The sequence below is a fragment of the Kingella denitrificans ATCC 33394 genome, from assembly GCF_000190695.1.
In the GTDB taxonomy this organism is placed as follows: Bacteria; Pseudomonadota; Gammaproteobacteria; order Burkholderiales; family Neisseriaceae; genus Kingella_A; species Kingella_A denitrificans.
The window spans coordinates 42,993-59,647 of the sequence record NZ_GL870929.1 but is presented as its reverse complement, the minus strand read 5'-3'; the positions used below and the strand labels follow the sequence as shown (position 1 = coordinate 59,647).

Below are 16,655 nucleotides of genomic sequence, written 5' to 3'. Positions count from 1 at the left end.
TTGTTTATAGTACAGGCAACACAGTTCCGCATGTATTACCACCACGCACAGATGCATTAATAAAATAATCTGTTTCCGACTGGTTGGCTTTATCTGCAGATGTATTATAGGTCAAATGCAAACGCACAATTGCAGGTAACGTTTTGCTACTTAATGTGTTTGTAAATGTGTATTTTTCTTGGTTCATCCTACTTACATTAGTCGCTGTCAAATTGGTGCAATCCGTAATATATCCATAGGAAATGGACATACCCGACACACCTTCCGCCAACAATTGGGGCCCTTGCCATTTACCCTGGCCATTCAAATCAAAGCGCAGTAAAGCAGGGCTATCGGTTGCCGATAATTTACCCAATACATACATGGAAGCATAGAAACGGCTAACGGTAATTTCGCCACGCGAGTCTTTAGAATCTGTCGTAATCGCTGAAAGTGCATTATTCGTATCAATAGAAACATCAACTGTTTTAAACCCACTATCAACACCTGTTACTTTAGCCAACCGACCCTCTGTGCAACTGCTCAATACAAGGTATCCTTTGTCGGATAATGTTAAATTTAAATCAGGGTCATTACTTGCATCATTAATGGACAATTTATTTGGCTGTGCATCTGTGATTTCTTTATTAACACCTGTTGCACCACGTCCATAAACAAAAACTAACGCATTACTCTCAGCTGTAAATCCCCCAGATACGAGCCTTTGACCAGTCAATAAAGTCGTTACATTAGCCTGTGATAGCTGCCGAACACCCAAACCATCATTTTCAGTATTATTAATTTTCAAACCAATAGATGTAAGGCCTGAAGTGAGCACTGGAAAATCTCTCCCTGAAGCCATATTAAAGCAACCGAATGTCCCGGCGTTACGCGCATCACGTGTCAGCATTGAAGCAGCATTACGTAAATTTTGTTGTATTTCCAATTTGCGCTGTGCAGCATCATTCACTTTTCTTGTCATAAAATAAGTACCACCTGCTGCGGAAATAACAATAATTGCCAAGGCACTTGCAACAAGAAATTCAATCAGGGTGAAACCCTTTGGTTTTGCAATCCATCTACGGTTCATTTTATTCTTCCAATTCATGTTCATCGACCAACTTCAAGCATATAGGAGTATGCCGTCGTATTGTTATCGTTGCTTGAATCATTTTTGCCATTGCCCATACGCCAAACAACTTTAATAACGTGCGTATCAGTATCGTTGTTTGCAGGAGCACACTTATCATCAAAGTGACCATTATCATAGGTTGCTGCTTCTGGCTTGGCTTTATCTCGACAAATCGTATAACCCAAAGTATTCACATTGGTTAATTGTGTCTTCAACACATATTCAAATTCAGCAATATGCTGATCAGCCACCTGTTTTTTCGTCAATCCGGTGCCTGATAACCCATTTTGCACTTTGGTCTTTTGCGAATCATCACCAACCGTCATTACACTGGTAGATCCGCTGTAATAAGCAGTATAAGTGCGACCATATGAACTTCCTACTTTTTCCAAACTGGAATTTGCCTGCATGCCTTCCGCCAAAGCCTCGGCAGCCTGCGAAACAATACTTCTGTTCTCCGCCTCGCTAAGGCTGGCCACAGAGCGCAGTTGCGCAGCCATTAACGCCAACACACCAAAAGTAAGCAGCAACACCGAAACCATTACTTCCAATATTGTTGCACCATGTGCAATGGATTGAAATAACATTTTTCCTGTTTTCATGAACGTATCATCCTAACTATTCTGAATTTTTATTATTTTTACGAATCACAAACTGTTTTCATGATTGCACTAAAGCCATCTGCCGCATTAGATGTGCTGCCTGTTTGGCAAATCGCAGCAGCCCCACTGGGTGCAACAACCGTATTGCGTGCCGCAAGATTTGTTCTTTGCACATCTTTAATCCGAATACGCAAAAACGACTGCGCCACTTCTACATTATTAACTAAATCAGTTTGAGTCGTTCTGGCTACTTTTTTGCTACCGTACATACCATTCGCAAAAAACACATATTCCACAATAGAATCTGTTGTGCAGCTCGTGCCGTCAACTTTACATTTATTGACTTCCACCGTCATCTTTTCCGGGTTGTCATTTCCATTAATGCTGACAGAACGCAACATTACATCCGTGCCGTCATCATACATGCCGTTTTTATTATTATCGGCATAGGCCATCATTCCGCTGCTAACACTGCTTGGAGAACAAACACCCGAAGGGCGGCCATCCGTCCGCACTTTAACCCCACATACCACAACAGGCACACCCAAACGAACCGCCTCGCCTTTCGCAAAACGGAATAGGTTAGCCACCTGACCTGCCCGGTTGGTCAATCGGGTATTGGCGATAAAATTACTCATACTGGGAAATGCGATTGCCGCCATAATGCCCATCACAGCAAGCGTCACCATCAACTCGACCAGAGTAAATCCTTTTGTGGGATTAGTATATTTCTTCATAAAAGCATATCCATAATTTAAAATATTATTCCGATGTGTTTGCATATTCAGGCACATAGGCAGCCGTTTCGAAGCGTGTGAACTGCCCCAAGAATGTTAGGTAAACTGTACCTGTCGGTCCGTTACGGTGCTTACCGATAATACATTCGGCCAAGCCTTTCAGCTCACTCTTTTCTTTATTGTAATATTCATCGCGGTACATAAACATAATCAAATCGGCATCTTGCTCAATTGCACCCGATTCGCGCAAATCCGACATCATCGGGCGCTTATTTGGGCGGCTTTCCACCGACCGCGACAGTTGCGACAATGCGATTACCGGTACCTGCAATTCTTTTGCCAAAGATTTCAATGAGCGTGAAATTTCGCCCAATTCTTCAACACGGTTACTGTTGCGCTTCCCTGAACCGGACATCATTTGCAGATAGTCAATCACGATTGCGCCCAACTTTCCGCCCTGCTGCTTGGCCAACCGCCTTGCACGGGCGCGAACCTCCAACGCCGTCAGCGCAGATGTTTCGTCAATAAAGATAGGCGCCGCATTCAAATGCGTTACCGCTTCATTCAGCCTTGCCCATTCTTCCCGATTCAACTGACCATTTCGCAGCAAGGATTGTTCCACGCGGCCAACCGAACTCAACATCCGCAAGGTCAGCTGCGAAGCGCCCATCTCCATCGAAAAAATCGCCACAGGGAGTTGTTCATATAACGCGATATTTTCTGCAATATTGATGGCAAATGCTGTTTTACCCATAGACGGACGACCTGCCACAATCACCAAATCGCCAGGTTGCAATCCCGAAGTTTTCTTATCCAAATCGACAAAACCGGTTGCCGTTCCTGTGATTTCGCTGGTGCTGCCTTGCTGGTACAGCATATCGATTTTGGCGATATTTTCTGCCAACAATTCGGGCATTTCCAAAAAATTCTGTTTCGACTTCTCGGTACTTTCGGCAATTTGGAAAACGCTGTTTTCAGCAATATCCAGCAATTCCTCTGCCGTTTTCCCTTGTGGATTGTAGGCATTTCTAGCAATTTCTGTTCCAACTTCTGCCAGCTGACGGATAATCGCCCGCTCGTGCACAATCTCGGCATATCGTTTGATATTGGCGGCAGAAGGGATGTTTTGTGCCAATGTATAGAGATAATCGAAGCCGCCCACTTCTTCCAGCGTGTTGTTGCTCAGCAAAACGTCTTGCACCGTTAAAATATCCACGGCTCGAGAAGCGCTGGCCAACGTATGAATGGCATGGAAAATCAGCCGGTGTTCGTGCCGATAAAAGTCATTCTCGGCCAATATGTCTTCTATTTTTTCCCACGCTTCGCCGTCAATCAGCAAGCCGCCCAGCACCGACTGTTCCGCTTCGACAGAATGCGGCGGAACGGTTAATTGGCGTACTTCCATATCCTCCATCGCGGGCGTTTGCAGATGTTCCATTTAAATAGTCCTTTTGACGAAAACTAACATTTTACGGCACTTTGTAAAAGTGCAGGCTGCTTTTATCATTGGGCAAAAAGCAGCCTGCACTTTTATCATCGTTTCATGTGACAACCGACAATATTATCGCTGATTCCAACGCGCTTGACATTCGCGGATAACCTGCTTGGCTTCTTCCGCATCGCCCCAGTGCTCCACTTTGGTCGCGCCGGGCTTTTTCAAGTCTTTGTAATGATTGAAATGGAATTCGATTTGTTTGACCAGCTGCGCCGGCAAATCAGCCAATGTTTTGATTTCATTGCCCGCATCGCGATCGTCCGCAGGCACCACCACCACTTTGTCGTCCACTTCCCCGTCATCGACAAACTTCATAATGCCGATAACGCGCGCCTGCATATAAATGCCGGTCGGCAACGGATTTTTTGTAATAATCAAAGCATCCAATTCATCGCCGTCCTCGTCCAATGTTTGCGGAATGAAGCCGTAATTGGTAGGTTTGGCGAAAATTTGCGGCTCAACGCGGTCCAGTTTCATCACCGCCAGTTTTCTGTCCCATTCGATTTTATGCGTGCTGCCTTCTGGAATTTCCACCACCACGTTGATAATGCCCGCATCCACATCGCCCGCATCCAAAATTTGATTAAAATCTGCCATTTTGATTCCTAATATTGAGTTAATCCAACAAAATAAGCAAAGCAGCCAAGCATCCATGCCTCGGCAGCCGTTGCAAAGGCGGTATTATAACGAAAATCGTTTTTTGCCGCGAACAATAAATGAACACAAAATGACCAAAATCGATGCATTTTTGGCATTTTGTCTTTTTGCGCCATTAACAAAAATTTGCGGACAATAATCGTTTGTATTATTATTGCGCCCCATGAAAAATCATAATCTTTTAAAACCCTCTGTCATCATTGTGGTGAGTTTGCTGCACGCGGGGCTGTTGGCGCTGGCGTGGAAAAGCAAAGAGCCGCCCGAGCCCGTTACGGTGGACGAATTGACCTTTGTCGATTTGGGAACGCCCGAAGGTGACGACAAACCGCTTGCAGACGGAGCTCCGGCACCTCTGGAAAACGGCGGTGCGGCACAGCCTGCCCAAGAGCAGCCTGCACCTCCTCCGCCCCCGCCGCAAGCACCTGAAAAACCCAAACCCGTGCAGGAAAAACCCGCCAATACGCCGCCACCCAAAGTGAACGCGGTTGTGCGGAACGATTTGCCTGCCGATGTGGTGCAGCCGACCAAACCGGTGGTTGAGAAACCGCCGACACCCGCACCGAAACCGGTCGAACCGACACCGAAACCGCCGGCACCAACGCCGACCCCACCCGCGCCCAAACCGGCGGAGACGCCGCTGAAACCGAGCACAACGGCCAGCAATAACACCAGCGGCACACCGGGCAATTCGAAAAGTCCGGGCGGTTCGCCTGATGCGGTACATCGTCAGGACGGCGGCAATGGTGGAGGCGGCTCCAATCCGAACAGCCAGCGTCCGGGCAACAATGCAGGCAGCCGCGACGGAGACGGTAACGGCAAACACGGCAACAGCGACAAACCGGCGGCCGACCCCAATGCCATTGTGAACGGCGGTTACGTCAAACTGCCAACCGTGGCTTACCCCCGCGCATCACAAGATGAAGGCGAAGAAGGTACTGTAAAACTTTCCGTACTTGTGGAAGCCAACGGTTCGGTGTCCGAGGTGAAAGTAACCCAATCCACCGGCCATCAACGGTTGGATGCCGCCGCCGTCCGCACTGCACGCAGTGCAGGCTACCGTCCCAAATCGGTTAACGGCACGCCCGTCCGCACCCGTTTCAACACGTCTTACACGTTCTCACTTGAATAACGTGCAGGCTGCTTTTCGAACTGTTTTTTAATTTTTATCCCTGAAAGAGAGTATTCATGAATTTAGGTTTAGTATTCCAACAAGGCGATCCCGTCCTTATCGGCGTGTTCCTGTTTCTGATTTCCATGAGCATCTGCACATGGTGCGTGATTGTGCTACGCAGCATCCGCCACGTTGCCGCCAAAAAAGCCAATGCCGCCGCCAGCGAAGCCATCTGGTCGTCCAAAACGCTGGCAGGTGCAGAAAAAGCGGCCAAACAAACGCCTTCGCCCATCAGCGAGCTGACGTTGGACGCTTTGACAGCGCAACGCCGTTTCCGCGACGGCAGCCTGCAACAGCTTTCCGGCAGCCTGCCAGAACCTGAATTTCTGGAGCGCGAAGTGCGCCACAGCGCCAGCAAAATTATGAGCCGTTTCGAAGGCGGCATGACGGCTTTGGCCACCATCGGTTCGACCGCGCCGTTTATCGGCCTGTTGGGTACCGTTTGGGGGATTTACCACGCCTTAATCAACATTAGCAAAAGCGGCCAAATGAGCATTGCCGAAGTGTCCGGACCGATTGGCGAGGCGCTGGTGGCCACCGCCGTGGGTCTGTTTGTGGCGATTCCCGCCGTGCTGGCTTACAACTGTTTCAGCCGCGGCAACAAAAACCTGTCGCGCACACTGCACAATTATGCCCACGACCTGCACGTCCAACTGATTAACCACAAGGAGTAAGCCATGGCTTTCGGCTCAATGAACGACCATGACGAAGATGCGCCCATGAGCGACATCAACGTAACGCCTTTGGTGGACGTGATGTTGGTGCTGCTCATCGTCTTCATGATTACCATGCCGGTGATGACGCACTCCATTCCGATGAACTTGCCCGTGGCCAGCAGCAAAACCAACGACAACCAAAACAAAATGGACATCAACCCGCTGGAAATTGCCGTGGATGCTTCGGGTAATTACGCCATCGGCGCGGATTCGGCACAGAAAGTGGATTTGGAAGCCGTGAAACAGCGCTTCCAAGAAATCGCCAAAACCAATCCGGACACCATCATTGCGATTGACGCGGACAAAGACACCGCATACGACAACGTGGTAAAAGTGTTGGAAGCGGCCAAAGAAGCTGGCTTGGCCAAAGTCGCCTTCCGCTTTCAAGCAGCCAAAGCGCCGGCCAAATAAAGTGCAGGCTGCTTTTTGAACACAAAAACCGTACCGCCATCAAAACCGATGTGGTACGGTTTTTGTTTTAACCGACAAAAGCAGCCTGCACCACGGCAAGGCTATACGGCAATTAACTGATTGGTTTAGCAATACAAATTAAAATGCAGGCTGCTTTCAAATCCCCCAAAAAGCAGCCTGCACATGAACCACCATTTATTTCAAAAAACCCGCCTGCAACGTCTGCATGCTCGCATCAATCACCTTGCGCGCAGTTTCCGACAATGCAAACCGCGACGTATCGTTCGACCACATCTTCATCAAACCGACCAAATTGCTCTCCAGATAAATCGCCGCCAACTCAATATCCGCATGTTCCGGCAGCCTGCCCTGCGCCTGGCTCAACTGCAACGCGCGGGTAATCTGCCGGCGGCACACCGAATGATAATGCCCAGCCAATTCGGTCAGCGTTTGGTTGCTTTCCGTCTGCTCGCATTTCAGAAACATGACCTGGCAAAATTTCCGCTGCTGCTCATTTTCTTCCAGCAGGCGGAACAAATCGAACAGGCTCTGGCGCAAATGCTCCCACACATCGGCGGCATTGTTCAGCGCGCCGTCGTCCAGTTTTTCCATAAACACCGAATAATGCTGCTCGAACAACGATTCAAACAAGGCCTCTTTATTGGAAAAATGCCAATACAGCGCACCGCGCGTCACCCCCGCCTGCTGCGCAATTTCCTGCAATGTGGCGCGGGTAACGCCCATGCGCCAGAAAATTTCCAAAGCGGCATTCAGCAAGTGCTGGCGTGTTTTTTGTGCTTCCTGTTTGGTTTTTCTCATAAACGGCCTTTTGTTCTTGATAGCATTGATATATTGACAATAAAATGCGCAAATATAATGGAAATAGGTTAACAACATTCATCAATGTATGTATAATACCGCATTTTCCATTATTTTCAATAGTCGGCCGCTTTCTTTACAAAAGCAGCCTGCACCCCGTCAAAGGAAGATTTATTATATGGCAACACCGAAACCCTGGCGTTACGCAGCCTTGGCAGCCGCCACATTGCTCGCCTTAACTGCTTGCAACAAATCAGAAAATTCAGAAGAAGCGCAAAAAGCCGCCGCTGCCGCAAAAGCCGCGCATGTTCCGTCCGTGAACGTGGTGACCGTGAAGCCCGAAAACGTCCTGATTGAAACCGAACTGCCCGGCCGCTTGGAAGCCATACGCTCCGCCGTGATTGTGCCGCAAGTGAGCGGCATCGTCACACGCCGCCTGTTTGAAGAAGGCACCTTTGTCCGCCAAGGACAGCCATTGTACCAACTGGACGATGCGGCCTACCGCGCCACGCTGGAAAACGCACGCGCAAGCCTGTTGAGCGCGCAAGCCTCCGCCGCCAAAGCCAATGCCGATTTGGCACGCTACCAGCCTTTGGTTGCCGCCGATGCCATCAGCAAACAAGAATATGACGCGGCCGTGCTGGCTAAACGTTCGGCAGAAGCCTCGATTAAAGCAGCGCAAGCCGCCATCCGCTCCGCACAGGTCAATGTGAACCACGCCAATATCACCGCGCCCATCAGCGGCATTATCGGCCAGTCTTTGGTGACCGAAGGCGCGTTGGTCAGCGCAGGCAGCACGCAAATGGCCACCATCCGCCAAACCGACGTGCTGTATGTGAATATCCAGCAATCGTCCACCGATTTGCTGCGCCTGCGCCAACAACTGCTTGCCGGCGACCGCGTGCGTAACGACGGTGTGGAAGTGAGCATCCTTTTGGAAGACGGCAGCGAATACGAACACAAAGGCCGCCTGCTGTTTATCGACAGCTCGGTGGAAGAAAGCACCGGCCAAGTCATGGTGCGCGCCGCCGTGCCCAACCCCGACCAGGCGTTGATGAGCGGCATGTTCGTGCGCGTGAAACTGCCGCTGGCCGGCGTTTTGAATGCGTTCCTCGTGCCGCAGCAAGCCGTAACACGCGGCGAAAAAGACACCGTGATGGTGGTGACGCCCGAAGGCAAAATGGAGCCGCGCCCTGTGAAAGTGGTGGGCCAAAAAGGTACAAACTGGATTATCACCGAAGGCTTGAAAGCGGGCGACAAAGTAATTGTGGAAGGCACGATGCTGGCCGCCATGTCCGGCGCGCAAAAAGTGCAGCCGAAAGAATGGACACCGCCGCAAACGCAAAAACCGGCCGCCGCAGCTTCCGCACCAGCGCAGGCTGCCGCCACTTCCGAAGTGCAGGCTGCTTCTGCAACACCTGCCGCACCGAAAGTGCAGGCTGCTTCTTCCGCATCCGCCGCTTCCGCAGAAAAATAACGGAGACCACGGCACATGGCTAAATTCTTTATCGACCGGCCCATTTTCGCATTGGTCATCTCCATCTTCATCATGATTGCGGGTGTGATGGGGATTCGCAAACTCCCCATTTCGCAATATCCGTCCGTGGCCGCGCCCACCATCACGCTGACCGCCGCTTATCCCGGCGCTTCGGCACAAGTGATGGAAGACAGCGTGCTGGCCGTTATCGAGCGCAATATGTACGGCGTGGAAGGCTTGGATTACATGAGCACTTCCGCCTCTTCCAACGGTTCGGGCAGCGTAACGCTGACCTTCACGCCCGATACCGACGAAGATTTGGCGCAAATGAACGTACAGAACAAATTGTCGGAAGTGACCGCGCAGCTGCCCTCCGTGGTGCAGACCAACGGTATTACCGTGTCCAAAGCGCGCTCCAACTTCCTGATGATTGTGTTTTTGGATTCCGACACCAAATCCGCCGAAGAGCTGAAAGACTATGCGCAACGCAACATCGTTCCCGAATTGCAGCGAGTGGACGGTGTGGGCAACGTTCGCCTGTTCGGTTCGCAACGCGCCATGCGTATTTGGGTGGACCCCGTCAAACTGAAAAACTACAACCTGTCGTTCAGCGATATCAGCACCGCCATCCGGGCGCAAAACGCGCAACTGTCGGTGGGCGCACTCGGCAACACGCCCAATGTGAAAGGCCAGCAAATCACCGCCACCGTATCGGCGGAAGGCCAGCTGAAAACCCCCGAAGAATTCGGCAACATCTTCCTGAAACAAAACACCAACGGTGCCAATGTTTACCTGAAAGACGTGGCGGAAATCAAACTGGGCAGCCAAGACTATAGTTCTTCGTCGTTCCTGAACGGCAAAGAAGCCGCCGGTATGGCCGTGTCGCTGTCCAATACCGGTAACGCACTGCAGGCTGCTTCCGATGTTAAAGCCAAAATGGCGGAATTGCAGAAATACTTCCCCGCAGGCGTTACATGGTCATCGCCTTACGACACTTCAACCTTCGTGGACCTGTCGATTAAGAAAGTAATCAGCACGCTGGGCGAAGCCATTGTGTTGGTATTCATCGTGATGTTCCTGTTCCTGCAGAATTTCCGCTACACGCTGATTCCGACCATCGTCGTCCCCGTTTCGTTGTTGGGCGCGTTCGCCGCCATTTCGTATTTGGGCATGTCGATTAACGTAATGACCATGTTCGCCATGGTGCTGGTTATCGGTATTGTGGTGGACGATGCGATTGTGGTGGTGGAAGCCGTGGAACGCATCATGGCGGAAGAAGGCCTGCCGCCCAAAGCCGCCACGCGCAAAGCCATGAGCCAAATTTCCGGCGCCATTGTCGGCATTACCGCCGTTTTGATTTCCGTATTTGTGCCGTTGTCAATGTTGAGCGGCGCATCGGGTAATATTTACCGCCAGTTCTCGCTCACCATGGTGTTTGCCATCGGATTCTCGGCATTCTTGGCCTTAACGCTCACCCCAGCGTTGTGTGCCACCATGCTGAAACCGATTCCCAAAGGGCACAACCACACCAAGGGCGGCTTCTTCGGCTGGTTTAACCGCACATTCAATACCGGCACGCGCAAATATTCCGGCTGGATTGCCGCCGTTTTGCGTAAATCGTTTGTTACCTTTGTGATTTACTTGGGCATTATGGCCGTTGCGGTAGTGATGATTAAAAAGCTGCCCACATCCTTCTTGCCCGGCGAAGACCAAGGCTTTATCATGACCAGCCTGCAACTGCCCACCGGCGCAACGCAGGAACGCACGGAAAAAGCGCTCAACACATTGGTGGGCGTGGCCAAAAACATGCCCGAAGTCAAAGACGTGATTACCGTATCCGGCTTTAGCTTCAGCGGCAGCGGGCAAAATATGGGCATGGGCTTCATCATGCTCAAAGATTGGTCCGAACGCACCGCCAAAGGCAGCGATGCCGACAGCGTGGCCAAAAAAATTACCGGCGCGGTCAGCGGCGTGCTGGAAGACGGCTTCGCATTTTCCATGAACCCGCCGCCGATTATGGAACTGGGCAACGATTCAGGCTTCAGCTTCTATCTGCAACAGCGCGGCACCGCCAATCATGACGATTTGGTCGCCAAGCGCAACGAACTGATGGCGAAAATGCGCGAGAATCCGCAAATGTTCAACGCGCAAGCCGTCCGCGCTTCCGGTTTGGAAGACGCGCCGCAGTTAAAAATCGAAATCGACCGTACCGCCGCAGCCGCCAACGGCGTGAGCTTTGCCAGCATCAACAGCGTGCTGGGTTCGGCCATGTCGTCCAGCTATGTGAACGACTTCCCGAACGACGGACGTTTGCAACGCGTGATTGTGCAGGCTGCCGCAGAAGCGCGCATGCAGCCGGAAGATATTCTGGCGCTCACCGTGCCCTCTTCCAACGGCACTTTGATTCCATTGTCCACCTTCGCCACCGTTTCTTGGGTGAAAGGCGTGGAGCAAAGCCAGCGTTTCAACGGCTATCCGGCCATGTCGTTATCGGGTGCGCCCGCCGCGGGCAAAGCCACCGGCGATGCCATGGCGGAAGTGAAACGGCTGGTGTCCGAACTGGACGGCAACTACAGCTTGGAATGGGCGGGCCAATCGCGAGAAGAAGCCAAAGGCTCTTCCCAAACCAATATGCTTTACGCGTTGGCCGCCGTGGCCGTATTCTTGGCATTGGCGGCGCTGTATGAAAGCTGGTCGATTCCGATGGCCGTGATTATGGTGGTGCCGCTGGGTATTTTGGGCGTCGCCACCGGCGCGGTTATCCGCCAATACAGCATGGACACCTATTTCACGGTGGGTATGATTACCGTGATGGGCCTGAGTGCCAAAAACGCGATTTTGATTATCGAATACGCCAAACTGCTGCAAGACTCCGGCAAATCGGTGGGCGATGCAGTGCTGCGCGCCGCCAAGCTGCGCTTCCGTCCGATTCTGATGACCTCGTTCGCGTTCATCTTGGGTGTTGTGCCGCTGTATATCGCATCGGGTGCATCGTCCGCCAGCCAGCGCGCCATCGGTACCGCTGTGTTCTGGGGTATGCTCATCGGTACCTTCCTGTCCGTCTTCTTTGTGCCCGTGTTCTATTTAATCGTGCGCAAAATCTTCAAGGGCAGATCCGACCCCGTGCAGGGCGAATTGGATTTGATTCCCGATGAAGAAGACATGGATATACCGCAGAAATATTAAAAACCACGGTGCAGGCTGCTTTGAAGCAACCACGAAAAGCAGCCTGCACCCCGAACAAGAGATGTTTATGATGATGAAAAAAGCCTTTATCCTGACCGGCGTGAGCCTGGCGCTGTCCGCGTGTAACCTCGCGCCCAAATACGAGCGCCCCGAAGTCGAGCTGCCCAGCAGCCAGTTCCGCCACAACAAAGTGAGCGACACCCGCGCCATTCAGGCCGCCTCCCTCGGTTGGAAAGACTATTTTGCCGACCCGCGCCTGCACGCATTGATTGAACTGGCGCTGAAAAACAACACCGACTTGCGCACCGCCAACCTGAACGTGGAGCAAGTCCGCGCCCAATACGCCATCACCCGCAGCGCAGAACTGCCCTCGCTCAACGGCTCGGCAGGCGCGACACGCAGCGGCAACGTGCAAGGCGTGGGTAACAGTTTCTCCGTGGGCTTGGGCATTTCCGCCTTCGAGCTGGACTTGTGGGGACGCGTGCGCAACAGCAGCGAAGCCGCGCTGCAAAGCTACTTCGCCACCGCCGCCAGCCGCGACAGCACCCATTTGAGCCTGATATCCACCGTCGCCAAAGCCTATTTCAACCAACAATACGCACTGGCCAGCGCGGATTTGGCGCAGCGCGTCCTCAAAACCCGCCAAGAAACCTACCGCCTGTCGCAACTGCGTTACCGCGCGGGTGTGATTTCCGCTTTGGATTTGCGCGAACAGGAAGCCACCATCGCCGCCGCCCAAGCCAGCTACGCCGAAGCCGTTAAAAATGCCGAGGTGGCGCGCAACCAAATCGAACTGCTCATCAGCCAGAAAATCCCCGACAACCTGCCGGCTGCCCTGCCCTTGAGCCGCCAGTTCAAAATCCGCCAGCTGCCCGCCGGCCTGCCGTCCGATTTGCTGCTGAACCGGCCCGACATCATCGCCGCAGAGCACAACATGAAACAGGCCAACGCCAATATCGGCGCGGCGCGTGCCAATTTCTTCCCGCGCATCAGCCTGACCGGCAGCTTGGGCCTCGGCAGCCCGCAGTTGAGCAATCTGTTCAGCAGCGGCAGCAAATCATGGTCGTTCGGCGGTTCTGCCGGCCTGCCGATTTTCGACTGGGGCAGCAATAGTGCGAATTTGGATGCCGCCAAAATCGCCCAGCAAAAAACCGTGGTGGCTTATGAAGCGGCGGTCGAATCCGCATTCCGCGAAGTATCGGACGCTTTGGCGGCACGCTCCGCGCTGAACGCGCAATACAATGCCAATGTTACCCAAAGCAAAGCCTTTGCCGACCGCCTGCGCCTGGTGCGCCTGCGCTATCGCCACGGCGTGTCCAGCTCGCTGGATTTGCTCGATGCGGAACGCAGCAACTATTCGGCCAGCAGCAACCTGCTCGCCACCGAATTGAGCCTGCTGGAAAACATGGCGGATTTGTATAAAGTGTTGGGCGGCGGCCTGAAACGGTACACGCACGACACGCCAGATACCGCGGTGCAGGCTGCTTCGGAAGCCCGCTGACCCTCCGCCGCCAAGCAACGGCCGAACGGTTTTCAGGTTCGGCCGTTTTATAGTGGATTAAAAGGAAAATGAGACAAGGCGGCGAGCCGCGTCAAGGCGAGCCAACGCCGTATCATTGCGATTTTAATTCACTATATATTGCCGACACATCTGCAAAGCCAAAAAGCAGCCTGCACTTTTCACGGTTCATGAAAGTGCAGGCTGCTTTTTCGTATGATGATTTTCCCGTCAGGCCAAGGGTGCCAGCAGTTGCTCGAACGCTTTTTCAAACTGCTTCAAGCCGTCGTCTTGCAGGCGCGTGGCCAGCGTTTCCAAGTCAATGCCCAGTTGCGCCGTTTCCGCCAGTTGCGCCAATGCTTCTTCCGTGCCTTCGGTCAATGTGCAGGCTGCTTTTCCGTGGTCGATAAAGGCGTTCAGCGTGGCATCTGGCACTGTGTTCACCGTGTCCGCGCCAATCAGGCTGTCCACATACAGCGTGTCGGGATACGCGGGATTTTTCACGCCGGTGGAAGCCCACAGCAGCGAAACTTTGTTGGCGCCCTGCTCTGCCAGCCGTGCAAATTCGGGCGCGGCAAAAAATGCCTGCCAATCCAGATACGCGGCTTTGGCCAACGCAATGGCGATTTTGCCTTGCAGGTGTTCGGGCAGCGTGGCATCCAGTGCGCCGTCCACGCGCGAAATGAAGAAGCTCGCCACTACATGAACGGCACGCACATCGCCGCCCGCCGCCAAGCGTTTCGCAATGCCGTCCGCATAAGCGCGGTAAGCTTTCAGCGTTTGGCGGCGCGAAAACAGCAGCGTCAGGTTCACGCTGATGCCGTCCGCCACCAACTCGGTCAATGCCTGCAAGCCTTCGTCGGTGGCCGGCACTTTAATCATCACATTCGGGCGGTTGATGGCAGCGTGCAGGCGTTTGGCTTCGTCAATCGTGCCTTGCGCGTTGCGTGACAACTCTGGCGACACTTCCAGGCTCACAAATCCCGTGTTGCCGCCGGAACGGTCGAATTCGGCGCGGCAGACGTCGCAGGCAGCCTGCACATCGGCCACGGCCAAGGTTTCGTAAATCGTTTTGGCATCTTTGCCCTGTTGTTTCAGCATTTCAATATCGGCGGCATACAGCGCGTCGCCCGAAAAGGCTTTTTGGAAAATGGCCGGATTGGACGTTACGCCGCACACGCCCTGTTCCAGCATTTTCGCCAATGCGCCGCTTTGCACCAAGGTGCGCGACAAATTGTCCAGCCAGATTTGTTGTCCCAGTTTTTTCACTTCGGCTAAAATCGTCATATCGTTCTTCTTTCGTTTTTGTTTGAGATGCGGAAAGCGCAAATGTAAACCTTTTCGCGCCGGTTGAACAGGGCGGCGGCAAAATTTAACGGCGCGCGTGCCAAAAGCAGCCTGCACATTTGCCACCGCCCCAAATTTTCCGCTAATATTGCCCACTTTTGCCGCATTTTCCAAAGCAGCCTGCACATGAAAATCCTGAAAGACAGCGCGGTTTACCTGCTGGGCGAACTGTTTGCCAAAGCCCTGCCCTTCCTGCTCCTGCCCTATCTGACGCGCAAACTCGGCGCGGCAGGCTTCGGCGAACTGTCGTATTACCAAACCGTCCTGTCGCTGCTGGCACTCGCATTCGGCTTAAGCCAAGACGGCGCCATCACGCGCTATTTTTATTTTTACGGCAAGCGCAACCTGCCCAACGTTTTGCGCACGGGCGGCCTGTACGCCCTCGCGCTCACCCTGCTCGGCCTGCTGTTCGCCTGGTGGCGGCAATCGTGGATTGTGGGCTTTGTCGTCCTGACCGCGGGCAGCCAAACCCTGCTCGGTGCGCAACTGGCCTGGCGGCAATGCCAAAAACGCGCCCTGCCTTATGTGGCGATACAAATCAGCAGCAGCGCGTTGTCCGCCGTTCTCACCGTCCTCCTGCTGGAATGCACGGCATACCAGCCGGTCGCCATGCGCTTTGCCGCGCTGTGTTCGGTGAATTTTGCCGTGGCCGCCGCCGCATATTGCTGGGCCAATCAAAAGCAGCCTGCACATTTCACCCGCCGCCGCGCCCTGCATTCGCTGCGCTATATCCTGGCCTTCGGCCTACCCCTGCTGCTGCACCACGCCAGCGGCTTCGTCAAAGGCCAGCTCGACCGCATCATCATCTACCGCATGTATTCCGCCGCCGAATTGGGCGTGTATGCCGCCGCCCTGCAACTGGCCGGCATTCTGAGCATTATCCTGATGGCGGTGAACAAAGCCACCGTGCCGTATTATTATCACGCCATCGAACAGAAAAAACTCACCGCCCGCCGCGTCCGCCGCTGGGCATGGCTCGGCTTCTGCGCCGCACCGCTGTTCGCCGCCGCCGTTTGGTGCATACCCGAATCCTGGTTCGTGTGGTTTTTAGGGGCGCAATACATTGGCGCGCACCACTATATCGTCCTCTTCACCTTGGGCTACGCACTCACCATCCCCTATTACCTGCTGATCAATTACCTGTTTTATTTCGGCAAAAATTCGCTGATTTCCAGCATTTCCCTATTGTCCGCCGCCATTTACCTGCTGATTCTGTTCGCCGTCGCGCCACTGGGGATGGCATGGCTGCCGTGGGCGATGGTGGCCGGCAACCTCGCCATTTTGCCAATTCTGTATTATTTCGTGCGCCCAAACGCCGCAGATTAGCCCAATGGATTATCAAACGGCCGAAAATCCGTTAAAATACCGCCTTTAAGGTTTATTGCCCTCACAAGGCGCTCCCTTGCAGCTCAAAGCAGCCTGCACTTT

General features: G+C 53.1%; 14 protein-coding genes. 7 read left to right on the top strand and 7 right to left on the bottom strand.

Annotated elements, in window-relative coordinates; genetic code table 11:
* Window positions 1-4: 4 nt before the first annotated feature.
* The 5 genes from HMPREF9098_RS00285 to HMPREF9098_RS00265 all read right to left on the bottom strand — a co-directional run bounded on the left by HMPREF9098_RS00285 (window position 5) and on the right by HMPREF9098_RS00265 (window position 4,542).
* A complete protein-coding gene (locus HMPREF9098_RS00285) occupies window positions 5-1,069 on the bottom strand; it encodes a PilW family protein (RefSeq protein ID WP_040564518.1) in 1,065 nt (354 codons plus the stop codon).
* Between the two features lie 20 nt (window positions 1,070-1,089).
* Window positions 1,090-1,713, bottom strand: a complete 624-nt coding sequence (gene pilV, locus HMPREF9098_RS00280) for a type IV pilus modification protein PilV (protein ID WP_003780835.1) — start codon at window positions 1,711-1,713, stop codon at window positions 1,090-1,092.
* A 38-nt stretch (window positions 1,714-1,751) separates the two neighbouring features.
* Window positions 1,752-2,450 carry a GspH/FimT family pseudopilin gene (locus HMPREF9098_RS00275; protein ID WP_050781206.1) on the bottom strand — a complete coding sequence of 233 codons (699 nt, stop codon included), beginning with the start codon at window positions 2,448-2,450 and terminating at the stop codon, window positions 1,752-1,754.
* 25 nt (window positions 2,451-2,475) lie between these two features.
* Entirely contained in the window at window positions 2,476-3,888 is a 1,413-nt protein-coding gene (dnaB, locus tag HMPREF9098_RS00270) for a replicative DNA helicase (RefSeq protein ID WP_003780830.1), read from the bottom strand.
* Window positions 3,889-4,011: 123 nt separating this feature from the next.
* The gene (locus HMPREF9098_RS00265; protein ID WP_040564114.1) at window positions 4,012-4,542 is read right to left on the bottom strand and encodes an inorganic diphosphatase; all 531 of its coding nucleotides are present in this window, start codon (window positions 4,540-4,542) and stop codon (window positions 4,012-4,014) included.
* A gap of 223 nt (window positions 4,543-4,765) precedes the next feature.
* On the opposite strand from HMPREF9098_RS00265, the gene HMPREF9098_RS00260 reads away from it, so the two are divergent.
* From HMPREF9098_RS00260 to HMPREF9098_RS00250, 3 genes are read left to right on the top strand one after another with little or no spacing between them, the layout of a single operon-like run.
* The gene (locus HMPREF9098_RS00260) at window positions 4,766-5,731 is read left to right on the top strand and encodes an energy transducer TonB (protein ID WP_003780826.1); all 966 of its coding nucleotides are present in this window, start codon (window positions 4,766-4,768) and stop codon (window positions 5,729-5,731) included.
* Window positions 5,732-5,787: 56 nt separating this feature from the next.
* Window positions 5,788-6,447, top strand: coding sequence for a MotA/TolQ/ExbB proton channel family protein (locus tag HMPREF9098_RS00255; RefSeq protein WP_003780825.1), 660 nt, complete (start codon window positions 5,788-5,790; stop codon window positions 6,445-6,447).
* 3 nt (window positions 6,448-6,450) lie between these two features.
* On the top strand, window positions 6,451-6,900 hold the full coding sequence (locus HMPREF9098_RS00250; RefSeq protein ID WP_003780824.1) for an ExbD/TolR family protein: 450 nt from the start codon (window positions 6,451-6,453) through the stop codon (window positions 6,898-6,900).
* Between the two features lie 195 nt (window positions 6,901-7,095).
* On the opposite strand, the gene mtrR is transcribed toward HMPREF9098_RS00250, so the two are convergent.
* Window positions 7,096-7,719 (bottom strand): multidrug efflux system transcriptional repressor MtrR, encoded by a 624-nt coding sequence (gene mtrR, locus HMPREF9098_RS00245; protein WP_040564515.1) that lies wholly within the window; start codon window positions 7,717-7,719, stop codon window positions 7,096-7,098.
* A 178-nt stretch (window positions 7,720-7,897) separates the two neighbouring features.
* On the opposite strand from mtrR, the gene HMPREF9098_RS00240 reads away from it, so the two are divergent.
* The 3 genes from HMPREF9098_RS00240 (at window position 7,898) to HMPREF9098_RS00230 (ending at window position 13,883) form a co-directional block, all read left to right on the top strand.
* Window positions 7,898-9,196 carry an efflux RND transporter periplasmic adaptor subunit gene (locus HMPREF9098_RS00240; RefSeq protein ID WP_040564113.1) on the top strand — a complete coding sequence of 433 codons (1,299 nt, stop codon included), beginning with the start codon at window positions 7,898-7,900 and terminating at the stop codon, window positions 9,194-9,196.
* A 15-nt stretch (window positions 9,197-9,211) separates the two neighbouring features.
* The gene (locus HMPREF9098_RS00235; RefSeq protein WP_003780817.1) at window positions 9,212-12,382 is read left to right on the top strand and encodes an efflux RND transporter permease subunit; all 3,171 of its coding nucleotides are present in this window, start codon (window positions 9,212-9,214) and stop codon (window positions 12,380-12,382) included.
* 73 nt (window positions 12,383-12,455) lie between these two features.
* Window positions 12,456-13,883 (top strand): efflux transporter outer membrane subunit, encoded by a 1,428-nt coding sequence (locus tag HMPREF9098_RS00230; protein WP_040564514.1) that lies wholly within the window; start codon window positions 12,456-12,458, stop codon window positions 13,881-13,883.
* A gap of 228 nt (window positions 13,884-14,111) precedes the next feature.
* On the opposite strand, the gene tal is transcribed toward HMPREF9098_RS00230, so the two are convergent.
* Window positions 14,112-15,167, bottom strand: coding sequence for a transaldolase (gene tal / locus HMPREF9098_RS00225; RefSeq protein WP_040564512.1), 1,056 nt, complete (start codon window positions 15,165-15,167; stop codon window positions 14,112-14,114).
* A gap of 186 nt (window positions 15,168-15,353) precedes the next feature.
* On the opposite strand from tal, the gene HMPREF9098_RS00220 reads away from it, so the two are divergent.
* Window positions 15,354-16,553: an oligosaccharide flippase family protein gene (locus HMPREF9098_RS00220; RefSeq protein ID WP_003780812.1), complete on the top strand. Its 1,200-nt coding sequence runs from the start codon at window positions 15,354-15,356 to the stop codon at window positions 16,551-16,553.
* Window positions 16,554-16,655: the final 102 nt, after the last annotated feature.

Bases quoted from the DNA above. Each gene is read 5' to 3' on its own strand.
- pilV (WP_003780835.1), bottom strand. From the start codon at position 1,713: ATGAAAACAGGAAAAATGTTATTTCAATCCATTGCACATGGTGCAACA.
- HMPREF9098_RS00250 (WP_003780824.1), top strand. From the start codon at position 6,451: ATGGCTTTCGGCTCAATGAACGACCATGACGAAGATGCGCCCATGAGC.
- HMPREF9098_RS00230 (WP_040564514.1), top strand. From the start codon at position 12,456: ATGAAAAAAGCCTTTATCCTGACCGGCGTGAGCCTGGCGCTGTCCGCG.
- dnaB (WP_003780830.1), bottom strand. From the start codon at position 3,888: ATGGAACATCTGCAAACGCCCGCGATGGAGGATATGGAAGTACGCCAA.
- mtrR (WP_040564515.1), bottom strand. From the start codon at position 7,719: ATGAGAAAAACCAAACAGGAAGCACAAAAAACACGCCAGCACTTGCTG.
- HMPREF9098_RS00265 (WP_040564114.1), bottom strand. From the start codon at position 4,542: ATGGCAGATTTTAATCAAATTTTGGATGCGGGCGATGTGGATGCGGGC.
- HMPREF9098_RS00220 (WP_003780812.1), top strand. From the start codon at position 15,354: ATGAAAATCCTGAAAGACAGCGCGGTTTACCTGCTGGGCGAACTGTTT.
- HMPREF9098_RS00240 (WP_040564113.1), top strand. From the start codon at position 7,898: ATGGCAACACCGAAACCCTGGCGTTACGCAGCCTTGGCAGCCGCCACA.
- tal (WP_040564512.1), bottom strand. From the start codon at position 15,167: ATGACGATTTTAGCCGAAGTGAAAAAACTGGGACAACAAATCTGGCTG.
- HMPREF9098_RS00275 (WP_050781206.1), bottom strand. From the start codon at position 2,450: ATGAAGAAATATACTAATCCCACAAAAGGATTTACTCTGGTCGAGTTG.
- HMPREF9098_RS00285 (WP_040564518.1), bottom strand. From the start codon at position 1,069: ATGAACCGTAGATGGATTGCAAAACCAAAGGGTTTCACCCTGATTGAA.
- HMPREF9098_RS00235 (WP_003780817.1), top strand. From the start codon at position 9,212: ATGGCTAAATTCTTTATCGACCGGCCCATTTTCGCATTGGTCATCTCC.
- HMPREF9098_RS00260 (WP_003780826.1), top strand. From the start codon at position 4,766: ATGAAAAATCATAATCTTTTAAAACCCTCTGTCATCATTGTGGTGAGT.
- HMPREF9098_RS00255 (WP_003780825.1), top strand. From the start codon at position 5,788: ATGAATTTAGGTTTAGTATTCCAACAAGGCGATCCCGTCCTTATCGGC.